This window comes from Pseudomonas sp. GT1P32 (genome assembly GCF_054897805.1).
Genome location: NZ_CM142704.1, coordinates 5080958 through 5105891 on the forward strand (window position 1 = coordinate 5080958; position 24934 = coordinate 5105891).

At 54.7% G+C, this 24934-nt stretch carries 35 protein-coding genes; all 35 read left to right on the top strand.

Annotated elements, in window-relative coordinates:
• The first annotated feature begins 43 nt into the window (after positions 1–43).
• The 35 genes from rpoC (at position 44) to bfr (ending at position 24899) form a co-directional block, all read left to right on the top strand.
• Entirely contained in the window at positions 44–4243 is a 4200-nt protein-coding gene (rpoC, locus tag ACYZUC_RS23250; RefSeq protein WP_461990655.1) for a DNA-directed RNA polymerase subunit beta', read from the top strand.
• A 215-nt stretch (positions 4244–4458) separates the two neighbouring features.
• Positions 4459–4830, top strand: a complete 372-nt coding sequence (gene rpsL / locus ACYZUC_RS23255) for a 30S ribosomal protein S12 (protein ID WP_002555494.1) — start codon at positions 4459–4461, stop codon at positions 4828–4830.
• Between the two features lie 119 nt (positions 4831–4949).
• Positions 4950–5420: a 30S ribosomal protein S7 gene (gene rpsG / locus ACYZUC_RS23260; protein WP_002555493.1), complete on the top strand. Its 471-nt coding sequence runs from the start codon at positions 4950–4952 to the stop codon at positions 5418–5420.
• Positions 5421–5450: 30 nt separating this feature from the next.
• Positions 5451–7556 (top strand): elongation factor G, encoded by a 2106-nt coding sequence (gene fusA / locus ACYZUC_RS23265; RefSeq protein ID WP_008030893.1) that lies wholly within the window; start codon positions 5451–5453, stop codon positions 7554–7556.
• A 30-nt stretch (positions 7557–7586) separates the two neighbouring features.
• Positions 7587–8780: an elongation factor Tu gene (gene tuf, locus ACYZUC_RS23270; RefSeq protein WP_150634595.1), complete on the top strand. Its 1194-nt coding sequence runs from the start codon at positions 7587–7589 to the stop codon at positions 8778–8780.
• Between the two features lie 156 nt (positions 8781–8936).
• Positions 8937–9248, top strand: a complete 312-nt coding sequence (rpsJ, locus tag ACYZUC_RS23275; protein ID WP_003186070.1) for a 30S ribosomal protein S10 — start codon at positions 8937–8939, stop codon at positions 9246–9248.
• Positions 9249–9328: 80 nt separating this feature from the next.
• The gene (gene rplC, locus ACYZUC_RS23280; RefSeq protein ID WP_003186059.1) at positions 9329–9964 is read left to right on the top strand and encodes a 50S ribosomal protein L3; all 636 of its coding nucleotides are present in this window, start codon (positions 9329–9331) and stop codon (positions 9962–9964) included.
• Between the two features lie 12 nt (positions 9965–9976).
• Entirely contained in the window at positions 9977–10579 is a 603-nt protein-coding gene (gene rplD / locus ACYZUC_RS23285) for a 50S ribosomal protein L4 (protein WP_003228735.1), read from the top strand.
• On the top strand, positions 10576–10875 hold the full coding sequence (gene rplW / locus ACYZUC_RS23290; RefSeq protein WP_002555488.1) for a 50S ribosomal protein L23: 300 nt from the start codon (positions 10576–10578) through the stop codon (positions 10873–10875). Before rplD ends, rplW begins: the two co-directional genes overlap by 4 nt.
• A 14-nt stretch (positions 10876–10889) precedes the next feature.
• Positions 10890–11714 carry a 50S ribosomal protein L2 gene (rplB, locus tag ACYZUC_RS23295; protein WP_008030897.1) on the top strand — a complete coding sequence of 275 codons (825 nt, stop codon included), beginning with the start codon at positions 10890–10892 and terminating at the stop codon, positions 11712–11714.
• A 16-nt stretch (positions 11715–11730) separates the two neighbouring features.
• Positions 11731–12006, top strand: coding sequence for a 30S ribosomal protein S19 (rpsS, locus tag ACYZUC_RS23300; RefSeq protein WP_003232420.1), 276 nt, complete (start codon positions 11731–11733; stop codon positions 12004–12006).
• An 11-nt stretch (positions 12007–12017) separates the two neighbouring features.
• On the top strand, positions 12018–12350 hold the full coding sequence (gene rplV, locus ACYZUC_RS23305; protein ID WP_003103908.1) for a 50S ribosomal protein L22: 333 nt from the start codon (positions 12018–12020) through the stop codon (positions 12348–12350).
• A gap of 13 nt (positions 12351–12363) precedes the next feature.
• Positions 12364–13050, top strand: coding sequence for a 30S ribosomal protein S3 (rpsC, locus tag ACYZUC_RS23310; RefSeq protein ID WP_003176422.1), 687 nt, complete (start codon positions 12364–12366; stop codon positions 13048–13050).
• A gap of 12 nt (positions 13051–13062) precedes the next feature.
• Complete coding sequence (rplP, locus tag ACYZUC_RS23315) at positions 13063–13476, top strand: 50S ribosomal protein L16 (RefSeq protein ID WP_007943783.1); 414 nt, start codon at positions 13063–13065, stop codon at positions 13474–13476.
• Positions 13476–13667, top strand: a complete 192-nt coding sequence (gene rpmC, locus ACYZUC_RS23320; protein WP_008030901.1) for a 50S ribosomal protein L29 — start codon at positions 13476–13478, stop codon at positions 13665–13667. The genes rplP and rpmC overlap by 1 nt, the downstream gene beginning before the upstream one ends.
• A 2-nt stretch (positions 13668–13669) precedes the next feature.
• Positions 13670–13936, top strand: coding sequence for a 30S ribosomal protein S17 (gene rpsQ, locus ACYZUC_RS23325; RefSeq protein ID WP_003176419.1), 267 nt, complete (start codon positions 13670–13672; stop codon positions 13934–13936).
• A 23-nt stretch (positions 13937–13959) separates the two neighbouring features.
• The gene (rplN, locus tag ACYZUC_RS23330; protein WP_002555479.1) at positions 13960–14328 is read left to right on the top strand and encodes a 50S ribosomal protein L14; all 369 of its coding nucleotides are present in this window, start codon (positions 13960–13962) and stop codon (positions 14326–14328) included.
• 11 nt (positions 14329–14339) lie between these two features.
• Positions 14340–14654, top strand: a complete 315-nt coding sequence (rplX, locus tag ACYZUC_RS23335) for a 50S ribosomal protein L24 (protein ID WP_003176416.1) — start codon at positions 14340–14342, stop codon at positions 14652–14654.
• 22 nt (positions 14655–14676) lie between these two features.
• Positions 14677–15216 (top strand): 50S ribosomal protein L5, encoded by a 540-nt coding sequence (gene rplE, locus ACYZUC_RS23340; protein WP_003176415.1) that lies wholly within the window; start codon positions 14677–14679, stop codon positions 15214–15216.
• Positions 15217–15229: 13 nt separating this feature from the next.
• Positions 15230–15535, top strand: a complete 306-nt coding sequence (gene rpsN, locus ACYZUC_RS23345) for a 30S ribosomal protein S14 (protein WP_003176414.1) — start codon at positions 15230–15232, stop codon at positions 15533–15535.
• Between the two features lie 210 nt (positions 15536–15745).
• Positions 15746–16138, top strand: coding sequence for a 30S ribosomal protein S8 (rpsH, locus tag ACYZUC_RS23350; RefSeq protein WP_003186040.1), 393 nt, complete (start codon positions 15746–15748; stop codon positions 16136–16138).
• 12 nt (positions 16139–16150) lie between these two features.
• Positions 16151–16684, top strand: a complete 534-nt coding sequence (gene rplF, locus ACYZUC_RS23355) for a 50S ribosomal protein L6 (RefSeq protein WP_003176412.1) — start codon at positions 16151–16153, stop codon at positions 16682–16684.
• A gap of 10 nt (positions 16685–16694) precedes the next feature.
• The gene (gene rplR / locus ACYZUC_RS23360; RefSeq protein WP_003186037.1) at positions 16695–17045 is read left to right on the top strand and encodes a 50S ribosomal protein L18; all 351 of its coding nucleotides are present in this window, start codon (positions 16695–16697) and stop codon (positions 17043–17045) included.
• Positions 17046–17048: 3 nt separating this feature from the next.
• Positions 17049–17549 (top strand): 30S ribosomal protein S5, encoded by a 501-nt coding sequence (gene rpsE, locus ACYZUC_RS23365; protein WP_003186035.1) that lies wholly within the window; start codon positions 17049–17051, stop codon positions 17547–17549.
• 2 nt (positions 17550–17551) lie between these two features.
• Entirely contained in the window at positions 17552–17728 is a 177-nt protein-coding gene (gene rpmD / locus ACYZUC_RS23370) for a 50S ribosomal protein L30 (protein WP_003186033.1), read from the top strand.
• A 3-nt stretch (positions 17729–17731) separates the two neighbouring features.
• Positions 17732–18169 (top strand): 50S ribosomal protein L15, encoded by a 438-nt coding sequence (rplO, locus tag ACYZUC_RS23375; protein WP_007896782.1) that lies wholly within the window; start codon positions 17732–17734, stop codon positions 18167–18169.
• A complete protein-coding gene (gene secY / locus ACYZUC_RS23380; protein ID WP_003228718.1) occupies positions 18170–19498 on the top strand; it encodes a preprotein translocase subunit SecY in 1329 nt (442 codons plus the stop codon).
• A gap of 27 nt (positions 19499–19525) precedes the next feature.
• Positions 19526–19642: a 50S ribosomal protein L36 gene (gene rpmJ, locus ACYZUC_RS23385; RefSeq protein ID WP_002555468.1), complete on the top strand. Its 117-nt coding sequence runs from the start codon at positions 19526–19528 to the stop codon at positions 19640–19642.
• A 130-nt stretch (positions 19643–19772) separates the two neighbouring features.
• Positions 19773–20129, top strand: a complete 357-nt coding sequence (rpsM, locus tag ACYZUC_RS23390; RefSeq protein ID WP_003186020.1) for a 30S ribosomal protein S13 — start codon at positions 19773–19775, stop codon at positions 20127–20129.
• A gap of 30 nt (positions 20130–20159) precedes the next feature.
• On the top strand, positions 20160–20549 hold the full coding sequence (rpsK, locus tag ACYZUC_RS23395; RefSeq protein ID WP_002555466.1) for a 30S ribosomal protein S11: 390 nt from the start codon (positions 20160–20162) through the stop codon (positions 20547–20549).
• Between the two features lie 18 nt (positions 20550–20567).
• Positions 20568–21188 carry a 30S ribosomal protein S4 gene (rpsD, locus tag ACYZUC_RS23400; protein ID WP_003210056.1) on the top strand — a complete coding sequence of 207 codons (621 nt, stop codon included), beginning with the start codon at positions 20568–20570 and terminating at the stop codon, positions 21186–21188.
• Positions 21189–21210: 22 nt separating this feature from the next.
• The gene (locus ACYZUC_RS23405; RefSeq protein WP_003186012.1) at positions 21211–22212 is read left to right on the top strand and encodes a DNA-directed RNA polymerase subunit alpha; all 1002 of its coding nucleotides are present in this window, start codon (positions 21211–21213) and stop codon (positions 22210–22212) included.
• Between the two features lie 42 nt (positions 22213–22254).
• Positions 22255–22641, top strand: coding sequence for a 50S ribosomal protein L17 (gene rplQ / locus ACYZUC_RS23410; protein WP_007943777.1), 387 nt, complete (start codon positions 22255–22257; stop codon positions 22639–22641).
• A gap of 189 nt (positions 22642–22830) precedes the next feature.
• Complete coding sequence (locus ACYZUC_RS23415; RefSeq protein ID WP_461990660.1) at positions 22831–24285, top strand: catalase; 1455 nt, start codon at positions 22831–22833, stop codon at positions 24283–24285.
• Between the two features lie 149 nt (positions 24286–24434).
• Positions 24435–24899 (top strand): bacterioferritin, encoded by a 465-nt coding sequence (gene bfr / locus ACYZUC_RS23420; protein WP_223415619.1) that lies wholly within the window; start codon positions 24435–24437, stop codon positions 24897–24899.
• Positions 24900–24934 lie beyond the last annotated feature (35 nt).

Here is a 24934-nt window from a genome sequence, read left to right on the forward strand (position 1 = left end):
GGGGCAGGATTGCCCGCTCTCTGCTCCGCCAGGAGGAAAGGCCTTGAAAGACCTACTGAATTTGCTGAAAAACCAGGGTCAAGTCGAAGAGTTCGACGCCATCCGTATTGGATTGGCATCGCCTGAGATGATCCGTTCGTGGTCGTTCGGTGAAGTTAAAAAGCCGGAAACCATCAACTACCGTACGTTCAAACCTGAGCGTGACGGCCTGTTCTGCGCCAAGATCTTTGGCCCGGTAAAGGATTACGAGTGCCTGTGCGGTAAGTACAAGCGCTTGAAGCACCGTGGTGTGATCTGCGAGAAGTGCGGCGTTGAAGTCGCGCTGGCTAAAGTTCGTCGTGAGCGCATGGCGCACATCGAACTGGCCTCGCCAGTTGCCCACATCTGGTTCCTGAAATCGCTGCCGTCGCGTATCGGTTTGCTGATGGACATGACCCTGCGTGATATCGAACGCGTTCTCTATTTCGAGAGCTATGTCGTTATCGATCCAGGCATGACCACCCTTGAAAAAGGTCAGCTGCTGAACGACGAGCAGTACTTCGAAGCGCTGGAAGAGTTCGGCGACGATTTCGATGCCCGTATGGGTGCCGAAGCTGTCCGTGAACTGCTGCACGCTATCGACCTGGAACACGAGATTGGCCGTCTGCGTGAAGAAATTCCGCAAACCAACTCCGAAACCAAAATCAAGAAGCTGTCCAAGCGTCTGAAGTTGATGGAAGCCTTCCAGGGTTCCGGCAACCTTCCAGAATGGATGGTGCTGACCGTTCTGCCGGTTCTGCCGCCAGATCTGCGTCCACTGGTCCCGCTGGATGGCGGTCGCTTCGCGACTTCCGACCTCAACGACCTGTATCGTCGAGTGATCAACCGTAACAACCGCTTGAAGCGTCTGCTCGATCTGTCCGCTCCGGACATCATCGTACGTAACGAAAAGCGTATGTTGCAGGAAGCCGTCGATGCACTGCTCGACAACGGTCGTCGTGGCCGCGCTATCACTGGTTCCAACAAGCGTCCTCTGAAATCCCTGGCTGACATGATCAAGGGTAAGCAAGGTCGTTTCCGTCAGAACTTGCTCGGTAAGCGTGTTGACTACTCGGGTCGTTCGGTAATTACCGTAGGTCCGACCCTGCGTCTGCACCAGTGCGGTCTGCCGAAGAAAATGGCTCTCGAGCTGTTCAAGCCGTTCATTTTCGGCAAGCTGGAAATGCGTGGTCTCGCTACCACCATCAAAGCCGCCAAGAAGATGGTCGAGCGTGAGCTGCCGGAAGTTTGGGACGTTCTCGCTGAAGTTATCCGCGAACACCCAGTGCTTCTCAACCGTGCACCGACCCTTCACCGTCTGGGTATCCAGGCGTTTGAACCAGTACTGATCGAAGGCAAGGCTATCCAGCTGCACCCTCTGGTCTGTGCTGCGTACAACGCCGACTTCGACGGCGACCAAATGGCCGTGCACGTACCGCTGACACTGGAAGCCCAGTTGGAAGCGCGTGCGTTGATGATGTCGACCAACAACATTCTGTCGCCAGCCAACGGTGAGCCAATCATCGTTCCTTCGCAGGACGTTGTATTGGGTCTGTACTACATGACTCGTGAAGCGATCAACGCCAAGGGCGAAGGTCGTGTGTTCGCGGATCTGCAGGAAGTTGACCGTGTGTTCCGTGCCGGCGAAGCCGCACTGCACGCAAAAGTCAAAGTGCGGATCAACGAAACCGTCAACGACCGTGACGGTGGCAGCGTGAGCGGCACTCGTATCGTCGACACTACAGTCGGCCGTGCATTGCTGTATCAAGTTGTACCAAAGGGTCTGTCGTACGACGTCGTCAACCTGCCGATGAAGAAAAAGGCGATCTCCAAGCTGATCAACCAGTGCTATCGCGTGGTTGGTTTGAAAGAGACCGTGATCTTCGCTGACCAGTTGATGTACACCGGTTTTGCCTATTCGACTATTTCCGGCGTTTCCATCGGTGTTAACGACTTCGTTATCCCGGATGAAAAAGCCCGCATCATCGGTGCTGCTACCGACGAAGTGAAAGAGATCGAAAGTCAGTACGCCTCCGGCCTGGTAACCCAGGGCGAGAAGTACAACAAAGTGATCGACCTTTGGTCCAAGGCGAACGACGAAGTTTCCAAGGCGATGATGGCCAACCTCTCGAAAGAGAAAGTCATCGACCGTCATGGCGTCGAAGTCGACCAAGAGTCCTTCAACTCGATGTACATGATGGCCGACTCGGGCGCACGGGGTTCTGCTGCGCAGATCCGTCAGCTCGCCGGTATGCGTGGTCTGATGGCCAAGCCGGACGGTTCCATCATCGAAACGCCGATTACTGCGAACTTCCGTGAAGGTTTGAGCGTACTTCAGTACTTCATCTCGACTCACGGTGCTCGTAAAGGTTTGGCGGATACCGCGTTGAAAACTGCGAACTCCGGTTACCTGACTCGTCGTCTGGTAGACGTGGCGCAGGATCTGGTTGTGACCGAGATCGATTGCGGCACCGAACATGGCTTGGTAATGACTCCGCACATTGAAGGCGGTGACGTTGTTGAGCCGTTGGGTGAGCGCGTATTGGGTCGTGTCATTGCTCGTGACGTATTCAAGCCAGGTACCGAGGAAGTTATCGTTCCTGCCGGCACCCTGGTAGACGAGAAGTGGGTCGAGTTCATCGAGCTGAACAGCATCGACGAAGTGATCGTGCGTTCGCCGATCAGCTGCGAAACCCGCTACGGCATTTGTGCCAAGTGCTACGGCCGTGACTTGGCTCGTGGTCACCAGGTGAACATCGGTGAAGCGGTCGGCGTTATCGCTGCCCAGTCCATCGGTGAGCCGGGTACCCAGCTGACCATGCGTACGTTCCACATCGGTGGTGCGGCAAGCCGGACCTCCGCAGCTGACAGCGTTCAGGTGAAGAATGGCGGTACCGTCCGTCTGCACAACCTGAAGCACGTTGAGCGAGTGGATGGTTGCCTGGTTGCTGTGTCCCGTTCCGGTGAGCTGGCGATCGCTGATGACTTCGGTCGTGAGCGCGAGCGCTACAAGCTGCCGTACGGTGCTGTGATTTCGGTTAAAGAGGGTGACAAGGTCGACGCTGGCGCAATCGTGGCCAAGTGGGATCCGCACACTCACCCAATCGTTACCGAAATGAAAGGTACCGTGACCTACGTGGGCATGGAAGAAGGCATCACGATCAAGCGTCAGACTGACGAATTGACCGGTATGACCAACATTGAAGTTCTCGACGCCAAAGACCGTCCAGCTGCCGGTAAAGATATCCGTCCTGCTGTGAAGATGGTTGATGACAACGGCAAGGATCTGTTGCTGCCAGGCACTGACGTTATCGCTCAGTACTTCCTGCCGGCCAACGCCCTGGTCGGTGTTGCGGACGGTGCGAAAATCGCGATCGGTGATGTTATCGCTCGTATTCCGCAAGAGACTTCGAAGACCCGTGACATCACCGGTGGTCTGCCGCGTGTTGCCGACTTGTTCGAAGCCCGTCGTCCGAAAGAAGCCTCGATTCTGGCTGAAGTCAGCGGCACCATCGCGTTCGGTAAAGAGACCAAAGGCAAGCGCCGTCTGGTCATCACTCCGAACGACGGTAGCGATCCGTACGAAGAGCTGATTCCGAAGTGGCGTCACCTGAACGTCTTCGAAGGCGAACAGGTAAACCGCGGCGAAGTTATCTCCGACGGCCCGAGCGATCCACACGACATCCTGCGTCTGCTGGGTGTAAGTGCGCTGGCCAAGTACATCGTGAACGAGATCCAGGACGTTTACCGTCTGCAAGGCGTGAAGATCAACGACAAGCACATCGAGACCATCCTGCGTCAGATGCTGCGTAAAGTTGAAATCGCTGAATCCGGCGATTCCAGTTTCATCAAGGGCGACCAGATGGAATTGACTCACGTACTGGTAGAGAACGAGCGCCTGGCTGGCGACGAGAAATTCGTTTCCAAGTTCACTCGCGTGCTGCTGGGTATTACCAAGGCGTCGTTGTCCACCGAATCGTTCATCTCGGCGGCTTCCTTCCAGGAAACCACTCGTGTACTGACCGAAGCGGCGGTAACCGGCAAGCGCGATTACCTGCGCGGCCTGAAAGAAAACGTGGTCGTGGGTCGACTGATCCCGGCTGGTACCGGTCTGGCTTATCACAGCGAGCGTAAACGCCGTCGTGATGCTGACAAACCGTTGCGCGTAAGCGCCAGTGAAGTGGAAGCTGCACTGACCGAAGCGCTGAACTCGAGCGGTAACTGAGTTCTGCGATAAATGAGCCAAGGCCCTGATCGTTCCGTTCATCGAATCAAGACATATTGTCGAGGTTGGATGAGCGGGAAGGTCGGGGCCTTGTCTTGACTGGGGGCAAGATCCTCTTTAGACTCTTGTACCCCTAAATTTGGCGGGAATTCGTTCCTGCCATTTTGCTTTTCTTGCAAGACAATAGCGTCGCAAGACAACAGTGGAGCTAGTAGATGGCAACTATCAACCAGCTGGTACGTCAGCCGCGTAAGCGTATCGTCGAGAAATCCGACGTACCTGCGCTGCAGAACTGCCCGCAACGTCGTGGCGTATGCACCCGTGTGTATACCACTACGCCGAAAAAACCTAACTCGGCACTGCGTAAAGTATGCCGTGTGCGTCTGACCAACGGTTTCGAGGTTTCCTCGTACATCGGCGGTGAAGGCCACAACCTGCAAGAGCACAGCGTGGTACTGATCCGCGGCGGTCGTGTAAAAGACTTGCCAGGTGTTCGTTACCACACCGTTCGCGGCTCTTTGGATACTTCCGGCGTTAAAGGTCGTAACCAAGGTCGTTCGAAGTACGGTACCAAGAAGCCTAAGTAGCAGTGGCTTTTTGTAAAAACTGAATCATCTATTTTTCTGAGTCGATAAGAGTAAGGTCGGAGGCGTCCCGAAAGGGCACCGATTCCGAGCGAACCTGAAGACCGTTTGAGGGCTTATCCATGCCAAGAAGACGCGTAGCAGCCAAGCGCGAAGTGCTTGACGATCCAAAATACGGAAGCCAAATCCTGGCCAAGTTCATGAACCACGTGATGGAAAGCGGCAAGAAAGCCGTTGCCGAGCGTATCGTTTATGGCGCGCTGGAGAAGGTTAAAGAACGCAAGAACAGCGACCCCCTGGAAATCTTCGAGAAAGCTCTCGACGCCATCGCTCCGCTGGTCGAAGTAAAGTCGCGCCGTGTAGGCGGTGCTACTTACCAGGTTCCGGTCGAAGTTCGTCCGTCCCGTCGTAACGCTCTGGCAATGCGCTGGTTGGTAGACTTCGCCCGTAAGCGCGGCGAGAAGTCTATGGCTCTGCGTTTGGCTGGCGAACTGTTGGACGCTGCTGAAGGTAAAGGTGCTGCAGTTAAGAAGCGTGAAGACGTGCACCGTATGGCTGAAGCTAACAAAGCTTTCTCGCACTACCGCTTCTAATTTTAGCGTCACTAATTTTGCGAGGGCTTTATGGCTCGTACAACACCGATTAATCGCTACCGTAACATTGGTATCGTTGCTCACGTGGATGCTGGTAAAACCACCACCACCGAGCGCGTCCTTTTTTACACCGGCAAAAGTCACAAAATGGGCGAGGTGCATGACGGCGCCGCGACCACAGACTGGATGGTGCAGGAGCAGGAGCGTGGTATTACCATTACTTCTGCTGCTATTACCGCCTTCTGGCAGGGTTCCGAGAAGCAGCACAAAGATCAGTATCGCTTCAACGTCATCGACACCCCGGGCCACGTTGACTTCACTATTGAAGTTGAGCGTTCCCTGCGTGTTCTCGACGGCGCGGTCGTTGTGTTCTGCGGTACCTCGGGTGTTGAGCCTCAGTCGGAAACCGTATGGCGTCAGGCCAACAAGTACGGCGTTCCACGTCTTGTTTACGTAAACAAGATGGATCGTGCTGGTGCAAACTTCCTGCGCGTGATCGGTCAGATCAAGCAGCGTCTGGGTCACACCCCGGTGCCAATTCAGTTGGCTATCGGTTCCGAAGACAACTTCCAGGGTCAGATCGACCTGATGTCCATGGAAGCTGTTTACTGGAATGATGCTGACAAAGGCATGACTCCACGTCGCGAGCCTATCCCTGCTGAATTGCAGGAATTGGCTGACGAGTGGCGCAGCAACATGATTGAAGCTGCGGCTGAAGCCAGCGAAGAGCTGATGAACAAGTACCTCGAAGGTGAAGAACTCACCAACGCGGAAATCAAGGCCGCTCTGCGTCAGCGTACTATTGCTGGCGAGATCGTTCTGGCTGTTTGCGGTTCTTCCTTCAAGAACAAGGGTGTTCCCCTGGTTCTCGACGCCGTTATCGACTACCTGCCTGCTCCTACCGACATTCCTGCCATCAAGGGTACTGACCCGGATGACGAGACCAAGGAAATGGAGCGTCACGCAGACGACAGCGAGCCGTTCTCGGCTCTGGCGTTCAAGATCGCTACCGACCCATTCGTGGGTACCTTGACCTTTGTTCGAGTTTACTCGGGCGTGTTGGCCTCCGGCGACGGCGTGATCAACTCGGTTAAAGGCAAGAAAGAGCGTGTGGGTCGTATGGTGCAAATGCACGCAAACGCCCGCGAAGAGATCAAGGAAGTTCGCGCTGGTGACATCGCGGCCTTGATCGGCATGAAGGACGTCACCACTGGTGAGACTTTGTGCAACGCTGACAAGCCAATCATCCTGGTTCGCATGGACTTCCCGGAGCCGGTTATTTCGGTTGCCGTAGAGCCTAAGACCAAGGACGACCAGGAAAAAATGGGTATCGCTCTGGGCAAGCTTGCTCAGGAAGACCCTTCTTTCCGCGTCAAGACTGATGAAGAGACTGGTCAAACGATCATCTCCGGCATGGGCGAGTTGCACCTGGACATCCTGGTTGACCGGATGCGCCGTGAGTTCAACGTCGAAGCCAACATCGGTAAGCCTCAAGTTTCGTACCGTGAGCGCATCACGAAGAGCTGCGAAATTGAAGGCAAGTTCGTTCGTCAGTCCGGCGGTCGTGGCCAGTTCGGTCATTGCTGGATTCGTTTTGCTCCTGCTGACGAAGGTCAGGAAGGTCTGCAATTCCTGAACGAAGTAGTGGGTGGTGTGGTTCCTAAGGAATACATCCCGGCTATCCAGAAGGGTATCGAAGAGCAGATGAAGAACGGCGTTGTTGCCGGCTATCCGCTGATCGGCCTGAAGGCTACCGTGTTTGATGGTTCCTACCATGACGTCGACTCGAACGAGATGGCGTTTAAGGTGGCTGCTTCCATGGCGACCAAGCAACTGGCCCAGAAGGGCGGTGGTGAGTTGCTTGAGCCGATCATGGCTGTAGAGGTTGTTACACCTGAAGACTATATGGGTGACGTGATGGGCGACCTTAACCGTCGTCGCGGCATGATCCTGGGTATGGAAGATACGGTTTCCGGTAAAGTAATTCGTGCCGAGGTTCCGTTGGGCGAGATGTTCGGTTATGCGACCGACGTTCGTTCCATGTCCCAAGGTCGCGCAAGCTACTCTATGGAATTCAAAAAATACAATACAGCTCCGTCGCACATCGTCGAAACTGTAACCAAAAAACAAGGCTGATTCAGTCCTTTAGGCTAGGAGTTAATTGTCGTGGCTAAAGAAAAATTTGATCGTTCCCTTCCGCACGTCAACGTTGGCACCATCGGTCACGTTGACCATGGTAAAACCACTCTGACTGCTGCTCTGACTCGCGTCTGCTCCGAAGTTTTCGGTTCGGCTGTTGTTGCTTTCGACAAAATCGACAGCGCTCCAGAAGAAAAGGCTCGTGGTATCACCATCAACACCGCGCACGTTGAGTACAACTCGAAGATCCGTCACTACGCTCACGTTGACTGCCCAGGTCACGCTGACTATGTGAAGAACATGATCACCGGTGCTGCACAGATGGACGGCGCAATCCTGGTTTGCTCGGCCGCTGATGGTCCGATGCCACAAACCCGTGAGCACATCCTGCTGTCCCGTCAGGTAGGCGTTCCGTACATCGTGGTTTTCCTGAATAAGGCTGACCTGGTAGACGACGCTGAGCTGCTGGAACTGGTTGAGATGGAAGTGCGCGATCTGCTGAGCACTTACGACTTCCCGGGCGACGACACTCCGATCATCATCGGTTCTGCTCGTATGGCTCTTGAAGGTCTTGACGATAACGAAATGGGTACCACTGCTGTTAAGAAGCTGGTGGAAACTCTGGACAGCTACATCCCAGAGCCAGTTCGTCTGACCGACAAGCCGTTCCTGATGCCAATCGAAGACGTATTCTCGATCTCGGGTCGTGGTACTGTTGTGACTGGTCGTATCGAGCGCGGTATCGTTCGCGTTCAAGATCCACTGGAAATCGTTGGTCTGCGTGACACCACCGTCACCACCTGCACCGGTGTTGAAATGTTCCGCAAACTGCTCGACGAAGGTCGTGCTGGCGAGAACTGCGGCGTTCTGCTGCGTGGTACCAAGCGTGACGACGTTGAGCGTGGCCAGGTTCTGGTTAAGCCGGGTTCGGTTAAGCCGCACACCAAGTTCACCGCAGAAGTTTACGTTCTGAGCAAGGAAGAAGGCGGTCGTCATACTCCGTTCTTCAAAGGCTACCGTCCACAGTTCTACTTCCGTACTACTGACGTGACTGGTAACTGCGAGCTGCCAGAAGGCGTTGAAATGGTAATGCCAGGTGACAACATTCAGATGACTGTTACCCTGATCAAAACCATCGCAATGGAAGACGGTCTGCGTTTCGCTATCCGTGAAGGCGGTCGTACCGTCGGCGCTGGCGTCGTAGCCAAAATCATCGAGTAAGCTCTTTTTGAGTAAGCTTTGATGAGTTGAAAAAGCCCCCGCTTAGCGGGGGCTTTTTTATTGGGTTGACACCTATCTGGGGCGTCTATAGAATTGCGCCTCCTTTTAACGGGCGTATTGCGCCCGGTGGGAATAGCAGCCGGAGTCTGAAATCCAATGCAAAATCAGCAAATCCGTATCAGGTTGAAGGCTTTTGACCATCGCCTGATCGACCAATCCACCCAGGAAATCGTGGAAACCGCGAAACGTACTGGTGCTCAAGTGCGTGGTCCAATTCCACTGCCTACCCGTAAAGAGCGGTTCACCGTTCTGGTCTCCCCGCACGTCAACAAAGACGCGCGTGACCAGTACGAGATCCGTACTCATAAGCGCGTTCTGGACATCGTCCAGCCAACGGATAAAACCGTTGATGCTCTTATGAAGCTTGATCTTGCGGCCGGTGTGGAAGTGCAGATCAGCCTCGGCTAAGACTCGGTCTTAGTCGTGTAACGCTCTGAAATGGGCGGCCATAGCGGGTGAAAGCCCCGTACACTCATGAGGTTTACAACATGACTATTGGTGTAGTCGGTCGTAAATGCGGTATGACCCGTATTTTCACCGAAGAAGGTGTCTCCATTCCGGTCACGGTCATTGAGATCGAGCCGAATCGCGTCACCCAGTTCAAAACTGAAGAGACCGATGGCTATCGTGCAGTGCAAGTCACTGTAGGCGAGCGTCGTGCTTCGCGTGTTACAGCTGCTCAGGCTGGCCACTTCGCTAAAGCGAACGTTGCCGCTGGTCGTACCGTAATGGAATTCCGTCTTGAAGAAGGCGAGTACCAGGCCGGCGATCTGATCAACGCTGAAATCTTCGCCGCTGGTCAACTGGTTGATGTAACCGGTCAGTCCAAAGGTAAAGGCTTCCAGGGTACGATCAAGCGTTGGAACTTCCGCGGGCAAGATAATACCCACGGTAACTCCGTGTCCCACCGCGTTCCAGGCTCTATCGGCCAGTGCCAGACTCCTGGTCGTGTATTCAAGGGCAAAAAAATGTCCGGTCATATGGGCGCTGAGCGCGTGACCGTGCAGTCCCTCGAAGTAGTGCGCGTGGACGCTGAACGCAATCTGTTGTTGGTCAAGGGCGCTGTTCCTGGCGCTACTGGCGGCAACTTGGTTGTACGTCCAGCAGCCAAGGCTCGCGGTTAAGGGGAAGCTGACATGCAATTAAATGTAAATGACGCTCAAGCGATCGAAGTTTCCGAACTGACATTTGGCGGCGAATTCAACGAGACGCTGGTTCACCAAGCAGTCGTGGCCTACATGGCCGGCGGCCGTCAAGGTAGCAAGCAGCAAAAGACCCGTTCCGACGTTCGTGGTGGCGGTAAGCGCCCATGGCGTCAGAAAGGTACTGGCCGTGCTCGTGCTGGTACTATCCGTAGCCCAATCTGGCGTGGCGGCGGTACCACTTTCGCAGCTCGTCCTCAGGATCACTCCCAGAAGCTGAACAAGAAGATGTATCGCGCAGCAATGCGTTCCATCCTTGCTGAGCTGGTGCGTACTGATCGTCTGGTCGTGGTTCAGGATTTCGCAGTTGAAACTCCGAAAACCAAAGACCTGCTGGGCAAGCTGAACAACATGAGCCTGACCGACGTTCTGATCGTGTCGGACGCTGTTGATCAGAACCTGTACCTGGCTGCTCGCAACCTGCCGCACGTAGATGTACGTGATGTGCAAGGTTCCGATCCAGTTAGTCTGATCGCATACGACAAGGTGTTGATCACCGTGTCGGCCGTGAAGAAATTCGAGGAGCTGCTGGGATGAACCAGGAACGCGTATTTAAAGTTCTGCTTGGCCCGCACGTTTCCGAGAAGGCTACGGTTCTGGCAGACAAGAAAGGCCAGTTCGTTTTCAAGGTTGCTACTGATGCAACCAAGCTGGAAATCAAGAAGGCCGTCGAAAGCCTGTTCAGCGTGAAAGTTGAGCGTGTTACTACCCTGAACGTTCTGGGTAAGAGCAAGCGCACCGCTCGCGGTCTGGGCAAGCGTAATGACTGGAAGAAGGCAGTTATCTCCCTTCAGCCAGGCCAAGATCTCGATTTCAGCAGCAGTGCTGAGTAAGGAAGGGGTGCATCATGGCAATCGTTAAATGCAAACCGACTTCCCCTGGCCGCCGTCATGTGGTCAAGGTGGTCAACCAGGAGCTGCATAAAGGCGCTCCTCACGCACCGCTGCTCGAGAAGAAATCGAAGTCTGGTGGTCGTAACAACAATGGTCGTATTACCACTCGTCACATCGGTGGTGGCCATAAGCAGCATTATCGTCTGGTCGATTTCCGTCGCAACGACAAAGATGGCATTCCAGCCACTGTCGAGCGTATCGAATACGATCCAAACCGTACTGCTCACATTGCTCTTATGTTGTACGCAGACGGCGAACGCCGTTACATCATTGCCCCTAAAGGCGTGAACGCTGGTGACCAGCTGATTTCGGGTGCTTTGGCTCCGATCAAGCCAGGCAACCAGTTGCAGCTGCGCAGCATTCCAGTTGGTAGCACCGTACACGGCATCGAATTGAAGCCAGGTAAAGGCGCGCAAATCGCTCGTTCCGCTGGTGCTTCGGCTCAGCTGATCGCTCGTGAAGGTGTCTACGTGACCCTGCGTCTGCGTTCTGGTGAGATGCGTAAAGTGCTGGCTGAATGCCGCGCGACCCTGGGTGAAGTCTCGAACTCCGAGCACAGCCTGCGTTCGCTGGGTAAAGCTGGTGCTAAACGCTGGCGTGGCGTTCGCCCAACCGTTCGTGGTGTTGCCATGAACCCGGTTGACCACCCACATGGTGGTGGTGAAGGTCGTACCTCTGGTGGTCGTCATCCGGTATCGCCATGGGGCTTCCCGACTAAGGGCGCGAAGACTCGTGGTAATAAGCGTACCGACAAAATGATCGTCCGTCGTCGCAAGTAAATAGAGGGATACGACAGTGCCACGTTCTCTGAAAAAAGGTCCTTTTATCGATCTTCACCTACTGAAGAAGATCGAAGTGGCGGCGGAAAAGAACGATCGCAAACCGGTGAAAACCTGGTCGCGTCGTTCGATGATCCTGCCACAAATGGTCGGTCTGACCATCGCTGTACACAACGGTCGTCTCCACGTCCCAGTTCTCGTGAACGAAGACATGGTCGGCCACAAACTGGGCGAGTTTGCCGGTACCCGCACTTACCGTGGGCACGTGGCAGACAAGAAAGCCAAGCGTTAAGGGGTTAGGAAATGGAAGTAGCCGCTAAGTTGTCGGGCGCTCGAATCTCCGCCCAGAAAGCCCGCTTGGTCGCCGACCAGATCCGCGGGAAGAAGGTGGGCGAAGCGCTCAACCTGTTGGCTTTCAGCAGTAAGAAAGCCGCCGAGATCATGAAGAAAGTGCTGGAGTCGGCCGTAGCCAACGCCGAGCATAACGAAGGCGCAGACGTTGATGACCTTAAAGTCAGCACCGTTTTCGTCAACGAAGGGCGTTCGCTGAAGCGAATCATGCCACGTGCCAAAGGCCGTGCTGATCGCATCGTCAAGCGGTCTTGCCATATCACTGTCAAGGTTGCTGACAAGTAACGGAGTCGAAGAGATGGGTCAGAAAGTACATCCCATTGGCATTCGCCTGGGAATCGTCAAGGAGCACACCTCCGTCTGGTACGCAGACGGTCGGACTTATGCGGACTATTTGTTCGCTGATCTGAAGGTGCGTGAGTATCTCCAAGACAAACTAAAAAGCGCGTCCGTAAGCCGTATCGATATCCATCGTCCGGCTCAAACAGCACGTATCACCATCCACACCGCTCGTCCAGGTATCGTTATCGGGAAGAAAGGTGAAGATGTTGAGAAACTGCGTCAGGACCTGACCAAGCAAATGGGTGTGCCTGTGCACATCAATATCGAAGAAATCCGCAAGCCGGAACTCGACGGTATGTTGGTTGCGCAGAGCGTAGCTCAGCAGCTGGAGCGTCGCGTAATGTTCCGTCGCGCTATGAAGCGCGCTGTACAGAACGCCATGCGCATTGGTGCCAAAGGCATCAAAATCCAAGTGAGCGGTCGTCTCGGCGGTGCTGAAATCGCACGTACTGAATGGTATCGCGAAGGTCGTGTGCCACTGCACACCCTGCGTGCCGACATCGACTATGCCAACTACGAAGCTCACACCACTTATGGTGTGATCGGTGTAAAGGTTTGGATCTTCAAAGGCGAAGTAATTGGTGGTCGCCAAGAAGAACTGAAACCACAAGCACCAGCGCCTCGTAAAAAAGCTGCTAAGTAAGGGGTACGCCAAATGTTGCAACCAAAGCGTACGAAGTTCCGCAAGCAGATGACTGGCCACAACCGTGGCTTGGCTCAGCGCGGTAGCAAAGTCAGCTTCGGCGAATATGCGCTGAAGTCTGTAGCTCGTGGTCGTCTCACCGCTCGTCAGATCGAGTCAGCGCGTCGTGCACTGACCCGTCACGTTAAACGTGGCGGCAAGATCTGGATCCGTGTATTCCCGGACAAGCCTATTTCCAAGAAGCCACTCGAAGTTCGGATGGGTAAAGGTAAAGGTAGCGTGGAATACTGGGTTGCCCAGATTCAGCCAGGCAAAGTCCTGTATGAAATCGAGGGTGTTTCTGAAGAGCTGGCGCGTGAGGCATTTGCCCTGGCTGCTGCAAAGCTGCCGCTCGCCACTGCCTTCGTTAAACGGACGGTGATGTGATGAAAGCGAACGAACTTCGTGAAAAAGACGCGCCGCAGCTTAACGAGCAACTGCTCGGCCTGCTGCGCGACCAGTTCAATCTGCGCATGCAGAAAGCAACTGGCCAGTTGGGGCAGTCTCACCTGCTCCGGCAAGTTAAGCGTGACATCGCTCGCGTGAAGACTGTGCTCAAACAGCAGGCAGGTAAGTAATCATGGCTGAAGCCGAAAAAACCGTCCGTACGCTGACTGGCCGTGTTGTCAGCGACAAAATGGACAAGACCATCACCGTTCTGATCGAGCGTCGCGTAAAGCACCCGATCTACGGTAAATACGTTAAGCGTTCGACTAAGCTGCACGCGCACGACGAAACCAATCAGTGCCACATCGGCGACAAAGTCACTATTCGTGAAACTCGTCCGCTGGCCAAGACCAAGTCTTGGGCGCTGGTTGATGTTCTCGAACGCGCTGTGGAAGTCTAAGGACTAGGGGTCGGAGAAATTATATGATTCAGACTCAATCCATGCTCGATGTGGCCGATAACAGCGGCGCTCGCCGCGTTATGTGCATCAAGGTGCTGGGTGGCTCCCATCGTCGTTACGCTGGTATCGGTGACATCATCAAAGTTACCGTGAAGGAAGCAATTCCTCGCGGTAAAGTGAAAAAAGGCCAAGTGATGACTGCTGTTGTAGTCCGCACTCGTCACGGCGTACGTCGTGCTGATGGCTCCATTATCCGCTTTGATGGCAACGCTGCTGTTCTTCTGAACAACAAGCAAGAGCCGATCGGCACCCGTATCTTTGGGCCAGTGACCCGTGAACTTCGTACTGAGAAGTTCATGAAGATCGTCTCGCTCGCCCCAGAAGTGCTGTAAGGAGATCCGACATGCAAAAGATTCGTCGTGACGACGAGATCATCGTGATCGCCGGCAAAGACAAAGGTAAGCGCGGTAAGGTGCTTAAGGTTCTCGCTAATAACCGTCTGGTTATCGGCGGTCTGAACCTGGTTAAGCGTCATACCAAGCCTAACCCGATGTCGGGCGTACAAGGCGGTATCGTCGAAAAAGAAGCTCCACTGGACGCTTCTAACGTCGCCATTTTCAACGGCGAAACCAACAAGGCTGATCGCGTTGGTTTCAAAGTAGAAGACGGCAAGAAAATTCGTGTCTTCAAGTCGACCCAAAAAGCGGTTGATGCTTGAACACTGCTAGGTAGATGAGACCATGGCACGACTAAAAGAGATTTACTGGAAAGAAATCGCACCGAAGCTTAAGGAAGAACTTAAGCTTTCGAACGTGATGGAAGTTCCACGCGTTACAAAGATCACCCTGAACATGGGTCTGGGCGAAGCGGTCGGTGACAAAAAAGTCATCGAGCACGCAGTTGCTGACCTGGAAAAGATCACCGGTCAGAAAGTCGTTGTGACTTACGCTCGGAAATCCATCGCTGGCTTTAAAGTCCGTGAAGGTTGGCCGATCGGCGTCAAAGTGACCCTGCGCCGTGAGCGTATGTACGAATTCCTGGATCGTCTGCTGTCGATCTCCCTGCCTCGGGTCCGCGACTTCCGCGGCCTGAATGCCAAGTCCTTCGATGGTCGTGGTAACTACAGCATGGGCGTAAAAGAGCAGATCATCTTCCCGGAAATCGACTACGACAAGATCGATGCTCTCCGCGGTCTGGACATTACCCTGACCACCACTGCCAAGAACGATGATGAAGGTCGCGCCCTGTTGCGTGCTTTCAAATTCCCGTTCCGCAACTGATTGGAGTAGGAAAATGGCCAAGATGAGCATGAAAAACCGCGAGCTGAAGCGTCAGCTCACGGTTGCCAAGTACGCCAAAAAGCGTGCAGCACTGAAAGCTATCATCGTTGATCTGAACGCAAGTCCAGAAGCGCGTTGGGAAGCTACAGTAGCTCTGCAGAAGCAGCCACGTGACGCAAGCGCTTCGCGCATGCGTAACCGCTGCCGCCTGACCGGTCGTCCACACGGCGTTTACCGCAAGTTCGGCCTCGGCCGTAACAAACTGCGTGAAGCTGCAATGCGTGGTGACGTACCTGGTCTGGTTAAAGCCAGCTGGTAAGCACTATCAAAGTCTCGGTGTCCGGGATCGCAAGATCCTGACCACCGGTGACCTTGAACTTGAATCAAGCCCCTTTTGGGGCTTGATTCATTTGTGGGGTGTGTCTAGAATACCCGGCTCGCCTGAGCCCGTGCTTTTTTCGCACGGATGTGCTCGGCGACACGTAGTAGCCGCAAGGCTAATTTTTTGTGTATTAGGAGCGTCTAGCCCATGAGTATGCAGGACCCGTTAGCGGACATGCTAACTCGAATCCGTAATGCCCAGATGGCTGAAAAGTCCGTCGTAAGCATGCCATCTTCTACTTTGAAGGTAGCTGTTGCCAAAGTCCTGAAGGACGAAGGTTACATTGCGGGTTATCAGATCAGCAGCGAAATCAAGCCACTGCTGTCCATCGAGCTGAAGTACTTCGAAGGCCGTCCGGTCATCGAGGAAGTGAAGCGCGTTAGCCGTCCAGGCCTGCGTCAGTACAAGTCCGTCGATGATCTGCCAAAAGTTCGTGGCGGTCTCGGTGTGTCTATCGTCTCCACCAACAAAGGTGTGATGACGGATCGTGCTGCGCGCGCTGCCGGTGTCGGCGGCGAAGTTCTTTGCACTGTGTTCTAAGGGGGGATAAGCATGTCACGCGTCGCTAAGAACCCCGTTAAGCTGCCAGCCGGCGTCGAAGTCAAATTCGCAGGCCAACAGCTTTCGGTGAAGGGTGCCAAGGGCACTCTCGAACTGAACATCCATTCGTCCGTTGAGATCGTTGAAGAAGCTGGTGAGCTGCGTTTCGCTGCTCGCAATGGCGATCAACAAACTCGCGCAATGGCTGGTACCACTCGTGCGTTGGTAAACAACATGGTCCAAGGCGTAAGCCAAGGCTTCGAGCGTAAGCTCCAGCTGGTCGGTGTTGGTTACAAAGCGCAAGCAAAAGGCACAGTGCTGAACCTGGCTCTTGGCTTCTCGCACCCAGTGGATTATGAACTGCCGGAAGGCATCACCGCTGAGACTCCTAGCCAGACCGATATCCTGATCAAGGGCATCGATAAGCAGCTGGTAGGTCAAGTGGCCGCCGAGATCCGCGACTTCCGTCCACCAGAGCCGTACAAAGGCAAAGGTGTGCGCTACGCGGACGAAGTCGTCCGTCGTAAAGAAGCCAAGAAGAAGTAGGGCATAGCAAATGACCGACAAAAAAGTTACTCGACTGCGTCGCGCTCGCAAAGCACGCCTGAAAATGCACGAACTCGAAGTCGTGCGTCTCTGCGTGTTCCGCTCGTCGCAGCACATCTACGCCCAGGTCATTTCGGCCGACGGCAACAAAGTCCTGGCATCTGCCTCGACTTTGGATAAAGAACTGCGTGATGGCGCCACTGGCAACATCGACGCGGCCACTAAGGTTGGCCAGCTGGTCGCTACGCGTGCTAAAGCCGCTGGCGTCTCGCAGGTGGCTTTCGACCGCTCTGGCTTCAAGTACCACGGCCGCGTCAAGGCGCTGGCTGATGCTGCTCGTGAAGCTGGGCTGGAGTTCTAAGTTATGTCAAATAACGACCAAAAGCGCGACGAAGGCTACATCGAGAAGCTGGTTCAAGTTAACCGCGTAGCCAAAACCGTTAAAGGCGGCCGTATCTTCACTTTCACCGCGTTGACCGTGGTTGGTGATGGTAAAGGGCGCGTTGGCTTCGGCCGTGGCAAGTCGCGTGAAGTGCCTGCTGCGATCCAGAAGGCAATGGAAGCTGCTCGCCGCAACATGATCCAAGTTGATCTGAACGGCACCACTCTGCAGTACGCAATGAAGTCCGCTCACGGCGCTTCGAAGGTGTACATGCAGCCTGCTTCTGAAGGTACCGGTATCATCGCTGGCGGCGCTATGCGTGCTGTTCTCGAAGTTGCTGGCGTTCAGAACGTTCTGGCCAAGTGCTACGGCTCGACTAACCCGGTAAACGTGGTTCACGCCACTTTCAAAGGTTTGAAGGCTATGCAGTCTCCTGAATCCATTGCCGCCAAGCGTGGCAAAAGCGTCAAGGAGATCTTCTGATCATGGCTACCGTTAAAGTTACGCTGATCAAAAGCATGACCGGCCGCATCCCTAACCACAAACTGTGCGTTAAGGGTCTGGGTCTGCGTCGCATCGGTCACACTGTAGAAGTACTTGATACTCCCGAGAATCGCGGGATGATCAACAAGGCTTACTACATGCTGCGTGTCGAGGGTTAATCGATGAAACTCAATGATCTGAGTCCAGCGCCGGGTTCCCGTCGCGAAAAGCATCGTCCGGGCCGTGGTATCGGTAGTGGTTTGGGTAAGACCGGTGGCCGTGGCCACAAAGGTCAGTCCTCCCGCTCCGGTGGCACCATTGCTCCAGGCTTTGAAGGCGGTCAACAGCCGCTGCATCGTCGCCTGCCGAAGTTCGGTTTCGTTTCCCTGAAAGCCATGGACCGCGCAGAAGTGCGTTTGTCCGAGCTGGCTAAAGTGGAAGGCGACATCGTCACCGTGCAGTCCTTGAAAGATGCCAACGTGATCAACGTCAACGTACAGCGTGTGAAAATCATGCTGTCCGGTGAAGTGACTCGCGCTGTTACCATCGGAAAGGGAATCGGCGCCACCAAAGGTGCGCGTGCGGCTATCGAAGCAGCTGGCGGCAAGTTCGAGGAATAAATGGCTAAGCAAGGTGCTCTCTCTGCGCTCGGCAAAGGCGGTATGTCTGAACTCTGGGCTCGTCTGCGTTTTCTGTTCCTGGCGATTATCGTCTACCGAATAGGCGCACACATCCCGGTTCCAGGTATCAACCCGGACCGACTCGCGGACCTGTTTCGACAGAATGAGGGGACCATTCTTAGCTTGTTCAACATGTTTTCCGGCGGCGCGCTGGAACGGATGAGCATCTTTGCATTGGGGATCATGCCGTACATTTCGGCATCGATCATCATGCAACTGATGACCGCCGTCAGCCCGCAGCTGGAGCAGTTGAAGAAGGAAGGTGAAGCTGGCCGTCGCAAGATCAGCCAGTACACCCGCTACGGCACTGTCGTCCTCGCTCTTGTTCAGGCAATTGGCATGTCCATTGGCCTGGCAGGGCAGGGCGTTGCGTTCACTGGTGACTTTGGCTTCCATTTCGTCGCGGTATCCACGTTTGTGGCTGGTGCGATGTTCATGATGTGGCTGGGTGAGCAGATTACTGAGCGTGGTGTTGGCAACGGTATCTCGATGTTGATTTTTTCGGGTATCGTCGCCGGTCTTCCGAGAGCGATCGGGCAGTCTTTCGAGTCTGCACGTCAGGGTGATATCAACATCTTCGCCCTGGTTGCCATCGGTTTGCTGGCAGTAGCGATTATCGGTTTCGTGGTGTTCATTGAGCGTGGTCAGCGTCGTATTGCTGTTCACTACGCCAAGCGTCAGCAGGGCCGTAAGGTCTTTGCTGCGCAGACTAGCCACTTGCCGCTGAAGGTGAACATGGCCGGTGTTATTCCGGCCATTTTCGCGAGCAGCATTTTGCTGTTCCCGGCTTCGTTGGGTGCCTGGTTCGGCCAGTCTGAAGGTATGGGCTGGTTGCAGGACATCTCGCAGTCGATCGCTCCTGGTCAGCCGTTGAATATTCTGCTGTTTAGTGCAGGGATTATTTTCTTCTGCTTCTTCTATACGGCGTTGATGTTCAATCCGAAAGACGTAGCGGAAAACCTGAAGAAGTCCGGTGCCTTTATTCCGGGCATCCGTCCAGGTGAGCAGTCTGCGCGCTACATTGATGGCGTTCTGACTCGCTTGACCATGTTCGGTGCTCTTTACATGACGGCCGTGTGTCTGCTTCCCCAGTTCCTGGTGGTTGCGGCAAACGTACCGTTCTACCTTGGCGGGACCTCGTTGCTGATCGTCGTCGTGGTTGTGATGGACTTCATGTCCCAAGTACAATCGCACCTCGTTTCGCACCAGTACGAATCCCTGATGAAGAAAGCCAACCTGAAGGGTTACGGCAGCGGCATGTTGCGCTGAGTACCCATAAGGTTCGAGGAGTTGGTGATGAAAGTTCGTGCATCGGTGAAAAAGCTGTGCCGTAACTGCAAGATTATTCGCCGCGAAGGTGTTGTTCGAGTAATTTGCAGCGCGGAACCGCGTCACAAACAGCGCCAAGGCTGAGTGTGATTGTGCTTCAAGCCCGGTAGCTAGTGCGCTACCGGGTTGATTATTTGTTATTACAGCGATATTATCTCGCGCCCTATTTCTTGGCTTCCGGGGCGTAGGTAGCTGTCAATTGGAGTCCCACTGAATGGCCCGTATTGCAGGCGTTAACATTCCAGATAACAAGCATACTGTTATCTCGCTGACCTACATCTATGGTGTTGGTCGCACTACTGCACAGAAGATCTGTGCAGTGACTGGGGTAAACCCAGCCGCAAAGATCAAGGATCTGAGCGACGAGCAGATTGAACAGCTGCGTGGCGAAGTGGCGAAGTTCACCACTGAAGGTGACCTGCGTCGCGAAATCAACATGAAAATCAAGCGTTTGATGGACCTCGGTTGCTATCGCGGTCTGCGTCATCGTCGTGGTCTTCCAGTGCGCGGTCAGCGTACCAAGACTAACGCGCGTACCCGTAAAGGTCCGCGTAAGCCGATCCGCAAGTAATCGCCCCAGCGAATCGACAGGAAATTAATCATGGCTAAACCTGCTGCTCGTCCTCGTAAAAAAGTTAAAAAGACAGTGGTTGATGGCATCGCCCACATCCATGCTTCTTTTAACAACACAATCGTGACCATCACCGACCGTCAAGGCAACGCTCTTTCCTGGGCTACCTCCGGTGGTTCGGGTTTCCGCGGTTCCCGCAAGTCCACCCCGTTTGCTGCTCAAGTAGCTGCTGAACGTGCTGGCCAAGCTGCGCTGGAATACGGTCTGAAAAACCTCGACGTTAACGTCAAAGGTCCAGGCCCAGGTCGTGAATCTGCAGTCCGCGCTTTGAACGGCTGTGGCTACAAGATCGCCAGCATCACCGACGTGACGCCAATCCCGCACAACGGGTGCCGTCCGCCGAAGAAGCGCCGCGTGTAATCCAGGAGATTGTAAAGAATGGCTCGTTACATTGGTCCAAAATGCAAACTCGCTCGTCGCGAAGGCACCGATCTCTTTCTGAAGAGCGGCGTGCGCGCGATCGAATCGAAGTGCAACATTGAAGCAGCACCTGGTATCCACGGCCAACGCCGCGGTCGCCAGTCCGATTACGGCACCCAACTGCGTGAAAAGCAGAAGGTCCGTCGTATCTACGGCGTTCTCGAGCGTCAATTCAGCGGCTACTACAAAGAAGCTGCTGGCAAGAAAGGTGCAACCGGTGAAAACCTGCTGCAACTGCTCGAATGCCGTCTGGACAACGTTGTATACCGTATGGGTTTTGGCTCTACTCGTGCCGAATCCCGTCAGCTGGTATCGCACAAATCCGTCAGCGTTAACGGCCAGACCGTAAACGTACCGTCTTACCAGGTTCGTGCTGGTGACGTGGTCGCGATTCGCGAGAAAGCAAAGAACCAACTTCGCATTGTCCAAGCTCTCGATCTGTGTGCCCAACGTGGCCGCGTAGAATGGGTAGAAGTAGACACTGAGAAGAAGTCGGGCGTTTTCAAGAACGTTCCAGCTCGCAGTGATCTGTCCGCCGACATCAACGAAAGCCTGATTGTCGAGCTCTACTCCAAGTAAGGGCTAGAAAATAGGTGCATCCATGCAGATTTCGGTAAATGAGTTCCTGACACCCCGCCATATTGATGTGCAGGTTGTCAGTCCAACCCGCGCCAAGATCACTCTCGAGCCTCTCGAGCGTGGTTTCGGCCACACCCTGGGCAACGCGCTGCGCCGCATCCTGTTGTCCTCAATGCCCGGCTGTGCAGTAGTCGAGGCCGAGATTGACGGTGTACTCCACGAGTACAGCGCCATCGAAGGCGTACAGGAAGACGTAATTGAAATCCTGTTGAACCTTAAAGGTCTGGCTATCAAGCTGCACGGTCGTGACGAAGTTACGCTGACCTTGTCGAAGAAGGGTTCGGGGGTGGTTACCGCTGCCGATATTCAGCTGGATCATGATGTCGAGATCGTTAACCCCGATCACGTAATCGCTAACCTGGCGTCTAACGGCGCCCTGAACATGAAGCTCACCGTAGCTCGTGGTCGTGGTTATGAACCGGCAGACTCGCGTCAGAGCGATGAAGACGAAAGCCGCAGCATCGGTCGCTTGCAGCTTGACTCTTCGTTCAGCCCGGTTCGCCGTATCGCATACGTGGTGGAAAACGCCCGTGTCGAGCAGCGTACTAACCTGGACAAGCTGGTTATTGATCTGGAAACCAACGGTACTCTGGATCCTGAAGAGGCTATCCGTCGCGCTGCAACCATTCTGCAACAGCAGTTGGCTGCGTTCGTCGACCTCAAAGGTGACAGTGAGCCAGTGGTTGTCGAGCAGGAAGACGAGATCGATCCGATCCTGCTTCGCCCGGTTGACGATCTGGAACTGACTGTACGTTCGGCTAACTGCCTTAAGGCGGAAAACATCTACTACATCGGTGACCTGATTCAGCGTACCGAAGTAGAGCTGTTGAAGACTCCGAACCTTGGCAAGAAATCCTTGACTGAAATCAAGGACGTTCTGGCCTCCCGCGGTCTGTCCCTCGGCATGCGCCTCGACAACTGGCCGCCTGCAAGTCTTAAGAAGGACGACAAGGCGACTGCCTGATCGTCGTAATCACCGAACGTCGTGTTTGGTAAGGAATGAACCATGCGTCATCGTAAAAGTGGTCGTCACCTGAGCCGCACTAGCTCGCACCGCAAGGCCATGTTTCAAAACATGGCAGTGTCGCTGTTCGAGCACGAGCTGATCAAAACTACACTGCCGAAAGCTAAAGAACTGCGTCGCGTTGCTGAGCCGCTGATCACTTTGGCCAAGACAGACAGCCTGGCTAACCGCCGTCTGGCTTTCGACCGTACTCGTTCGAAAGCTATCGTTGGTAAGCTCTTCAACGACCTGGGCAAGCGTTACGCTACCCGTGAGGGTGGCTACCTGCGCATCCTCAAGTGCGGTTTCCGCACTGGCGACAACGCGCCTATGGCGTACGTCGAGTTGGTTGATCGTGCTACCGGCGGTGAAGCTGTATCCGCTGAGTAAGACGTCAGTCTGAAACGAAAAACCGGGCCTAGTGCCCGGTTTTTTGTGGGCGTCTGAAAAGTAGGCTCGTCGTTAGTAATTTTCTATCGACACTTACAAGTTAATGAATTTGTAGGTGTAACGTTGGTGATCAATACTCCCTCTCAGCCGATTAGCCGGCAGTTCAAGACTGACAGAGGAAGAGATCGCATGAGCCAAAATAAAATACTTACCACCGCCAGTGGCGCTCCTGTCGCCGACAACCAGAATTCCCGCTCCGCCGGCCCTCGTGGCCCATTGCTGCTCGACGACTTCCACCTGATCGAGAAGCTTGCCCACTTCAACCGTGAAAACATTCCTGAGCGCCGCGTACACGCCAAGGGCTCAGGTGCTTACGGTACGTTCACCGTGACGCGCGACATCACTGAGTACACCAGCGCCAAGCTGTTCGAATCCGTCGGCAAGCAAACGCCAACGTTTCTGCGGTTTTCCACCGTGGGCGGTGAGCGCGGCTCGGCTGACACAGAGCGCGATCCACGTGGTTTTGCCCTGAAGTTCTATACCGAGGAAGGTAACTGGGACATCGTTGGCAACAACACACCAGTGTTTTTCATTCGTGATCCGCTCAAGTTTCCGGACTTTATCCACACCCAAAAACGCCTGCCGCAAAGCAACCTGAAAAGTGCGCAGATGATGTGGGACTTCTGGTCGCACTCGCCAGAGGCGCTGCATCAGGTCACCATCCTGTTTTCGGACCGCGGCATCCCTGACGGCTACCGTCACATGCACGGCTTCGGCAGCCACACCTACAGCTTGATCAGTGCCGGCGGCGAGCGTCACTGGGTGAAGTGGCACTACAAGACCCAGCAAGGGATCAAGAACCTGGCACCAGCAGAAGCTGCTCGTCTGGCGGGCACCGATCCGGATTACGCACAGCGCGACTTGTTCGAAGCGATTGAGCGTGGCGACTTTCCAAAATGGCGTGTGTGCATTCAGATCATGACCGAGGCCCAAGCTGCGGCGCACTATGAGAACCCTTTCGATGTGACCAAGACCTGGTCGCAGAAAGAGTTCCCGCTGATCGAAGTGGGTGAGCTCGAACTCAACCGTAATCCGCTGAACTACTTCGCGGAAGTTGAGCAAGCGGCTTTCGGTCCGAGCAACATGGTGCCGGGTGTCGGCCTGTCGCCAGACCGCATGCTGCAAGGGCGAGTATTCGCTTACGCCGATGCGCACCGCTACCGTATTGGCACCAACCATCAGCAACTGCCGGTGAATGCGCCTCGCAGCCCGGTCAACAGCTACCAGCGTGATGGGTCCATGGCGTTTGGCAGCAATGGCGGTGCAGCGCCGAACTACGAGCCGAACAGCTACGTAGAGACGCCAAAACAGGCGCCTCGTTATGCTGAGCCTGCTTTGGCATTGAGTGGTGCGGCTGATCGTTACGATCATCGCGAAGACACGGACTACTACAGCCACGCAGGTGCGTTGTTCCGTTTGATGAGTGATGAGCAGAAGAACCTGCTGATCAACAACATTGCGGGCGCGATGGCAGGGGTCTCCGCTGATGTAGTGGATCGCCAATTGCAGCATTTCTTCAAGGCCGACCCGGCGTATGGAGAGGCAATCGCAAAGGCGCTCAACGTACAGATTAACGAAGTCTAAACGAGAAGCAGAACCGCCCTCATTAGGGCGGTTTTTGCGCTATTTAAACTACTTTTCTCAGAATATCTTCGCTTTTATCGCGCAAACCAAGTGACCAAACAGTCGCTGTGGTTCAAACTACAGACTTTCAAGCAGGGAGATGTAGGGCGATGCAAGGCCACCCAGACGTAATCGATTACCTCAACACGTTGCTGACCGGCGAACTGGCCGCGCGTGATCAATATTTCGTTCACTCGCGGATGTATGAGGACTGGGGATTCACCAAGCTCTACGAACGAATCAACCACGAGATGGAAGAGGAAGCGGGGCACGCCGATGCGCTGATGCGCCGAATCCTGATGCTCGAAGGCACGCCACGCATGCGTCCGGACGATCTTGATGTCGGCACCACGGTTCCTGACATGCTCGCTGCCGACCTGCGTCTGGAATACAAAGTCCGCGCCGCTCTCTGCAAGGGCATCGAACTCTGCGAGCAGCACAAAGACTACGTCAGCCGCGAGATGCTGCGCATTCAGCTGAACGATACCGAAGAAGATCACACCTACTGGCTCGAGAAGCAGTTGGGGCTGATCAAGTTGATTGGTCTGGAAAATTACCTGCAATCTCACGCCTGACATTGAACCGTAGGAGCACAGCTTGCTGGCGAAGG

Coding starts and splice junctions, on each gene's coding strand:
- bfr (WP_223415619.1), top strand. CDS start 24,435: ATGCAAGGCCACCCAGACGTAATCGATTACCTCAACACGTTGCTGACC.
- rplC (WP_003186059.1), top strand. CDS start 9,329: ATGACTATTGGTGTAGTCGGTCGTAAATGCGGTATGACCCGTATTTTC.
- rpsD (WP_003210056.1), top strand. CDS start 20,568: ATGGCTCGTTACATTGGTCCAAAATGCAAACTCGCTCGTCGCGAAGGC.
- rpsG (WP_002555493.1), top strand. CDS start 4,950: ATGCCAAGAAGACGCGTAGCAGCCAAGCGCGAAGTGCTTGACGATCCA.
- rpmC (WP_008030901.1), top strand. CDS start 13,476: ATGAAAGCGAACGAACTTCGTGAAAAAGACGCGCCGCAGCTTAACGAG.
- fusA (WP_008030893.1), top strand. CDS start 5,451: ATGGCTCGTACAACACCGATTAATCGCTACCGTAACATTGGTATCGTT.
- rpsE (WP_003186035.1), top strand. CDS start 17,049: ATGTCAAATAACGACCAAAAGCGCGACGAAGGCTACATCGAGAAGCTG.
- rplE (WP_003176415.1), top strand. CDS start 14,677: ATGGCACGACTAAAAGAGATTTACTGGAAAGAAATCGCACCGAAGCTT.
- rplQ (WP_007943777.1), top strand. CDS start 22,255: ATGCGTCATCGTAAAAGTGGTCGTCACCTGAGCCGCACTAGCTCGCAC.
- rpsQ (WP_003176419.1), top strand. CDS start 13,670: ATGGCTGAAGCCGAAAAAACCGTCCGTACGCTGACTGGCCGTGTTGTC.
- rpsH (WP_003186040.1), top strand. CDS start 15,746: ATGAGTATGCAGGACCCGTTAGCGGACATGCTAACTCGAATCCGTAAT.
- rplO (WP_007896782.1), top strand. CDS start 17,732: ATGAAACTCAATGATCTGAGTCCAGCGCCGGGTTCCCGTCGCGAAAAG.
- rplD (WP_003228735.1), top strand. CDS start 9,977: ATGCAATTAAATGTAAATGACGCTCAAGCGATCGAAGTTTCCGAACTG.
- rplN (WP_002555479.1), top strand. CDS start 13,960: ATGATTCAGACTCAATCCATGCTCGATGTGGCCGATAACAGCGGCGCT.
- rpmD (WP_003186033.1), top strand. CDS start 17,552: ATGGCTACCGTTAAAGTTACGCTGATCAAAAGCATGACCGGCCGCATC.
- rpsN (WP_003176414.1), top strand. CDS start 15,230: ATGGCCAAGATGAGCATGAAAAACCGCGAGCTGAAGCGTCAGCTCACG.
- rpsK (WP_002555466.1), top strand. CDS start 20,160: ATGGCTAAACCTGCTGCTCGTCCTCGTAAAAAAGTTAAAAAGACAGTG.
- rplB (WP_008030897.1), top strand. CDS start 10,890: ATGGCAATCGTTAAATGCAAACCGACTTCCCCTGGCCGCCGTCATGTG.
- ACYZUC_RS23405 (WP_003186012.1), top strand. CDS start 21,211: ATGCAGATTTCGGTAAATGAGTTCCTGACACCCCGCCATATTGATGTG.
- rplF (WP_003176412.1), top strand. CDS start 16,151: ATGTCACGCGTCGCTAAGAACCCCGTTAAGCTGCCAGCCGGCGTCGAA.
- rplV (WP_003103908.1), top strand. CDS start 12,018: ATGGAAGTAGCCGCTAAGTTGTCGGGCGCTCGAATCTCCGCCCAGAAA.
- rpsJ (WP_003186070.1), top strand. CDS start 8,937: ATGCAAAATCAGCAAATCCGTATCAGGTTGAAGGCTTTTGACCATCGC.
- ACYZUC_RS23415 (WP_461990660.1), top strand. CDS start 22,831: ATGAGCCAAAATAAAATACTTACCACCGCCAGTGGCGCTCCTGTCGCC.
- rpmJ (WP_002555468.1), top strand. CDS start 19,526: ATGAAAGTTCGTGCATCGGTGAAAAAGCTGTGCCGTAACTGCAAGATT.
- rplX (WP_003176416.1), top strand. CDS start 14,340: ATGCAAAAGATTCGTCGTGACGACGAGATCATCGTGATCGCCGGCAAA.
- rpsL (WP_002555494.1), top strand. CDS start 4,459: ATGGCAACTATCAACCAGCTGGTACGTCAGCCGCGTAAGCGTATCGTC.
- rplW (WP_002555488.1), top strand. CDS start 10,576: ATGAACCAGGAACGCGTATTTAAAGTTCTGCTTGGCCCGCACGTTTCC.
- secY (WP_003228718.1), top strand. CDS start 18,170: ATGGCTAAGCAAGGTGCTCTCTCTGCGCTCGGCAAAGGCGGTATGTCT.
- rplP (WP_007943783.1), top strand. CDS start 13,063: ATGTTGCAACCAAAGCGTACGAAGTTCCGCAAGCAGATGACTGGCCAC.
- rpsM (WP_003186020.1), top strand. CDS start 19,773: ATGGCCCGTATTGCAGGCGTTAACATTCCAGATAACAAGCATACTGTT.
- rplR (WP_003186037.1), top strand. CDS start 16,695: ATGACCGACAAAAAAGTTACTCGACTGCGTCGCGCTCGCAAAGCACGC.
- rpsC (WP_003176422.1), top strand. CDS start 12,364: ATGGGTCAGAAAGTACATCCCATTGGCATTCGCCTGGGAATCGTCAAG.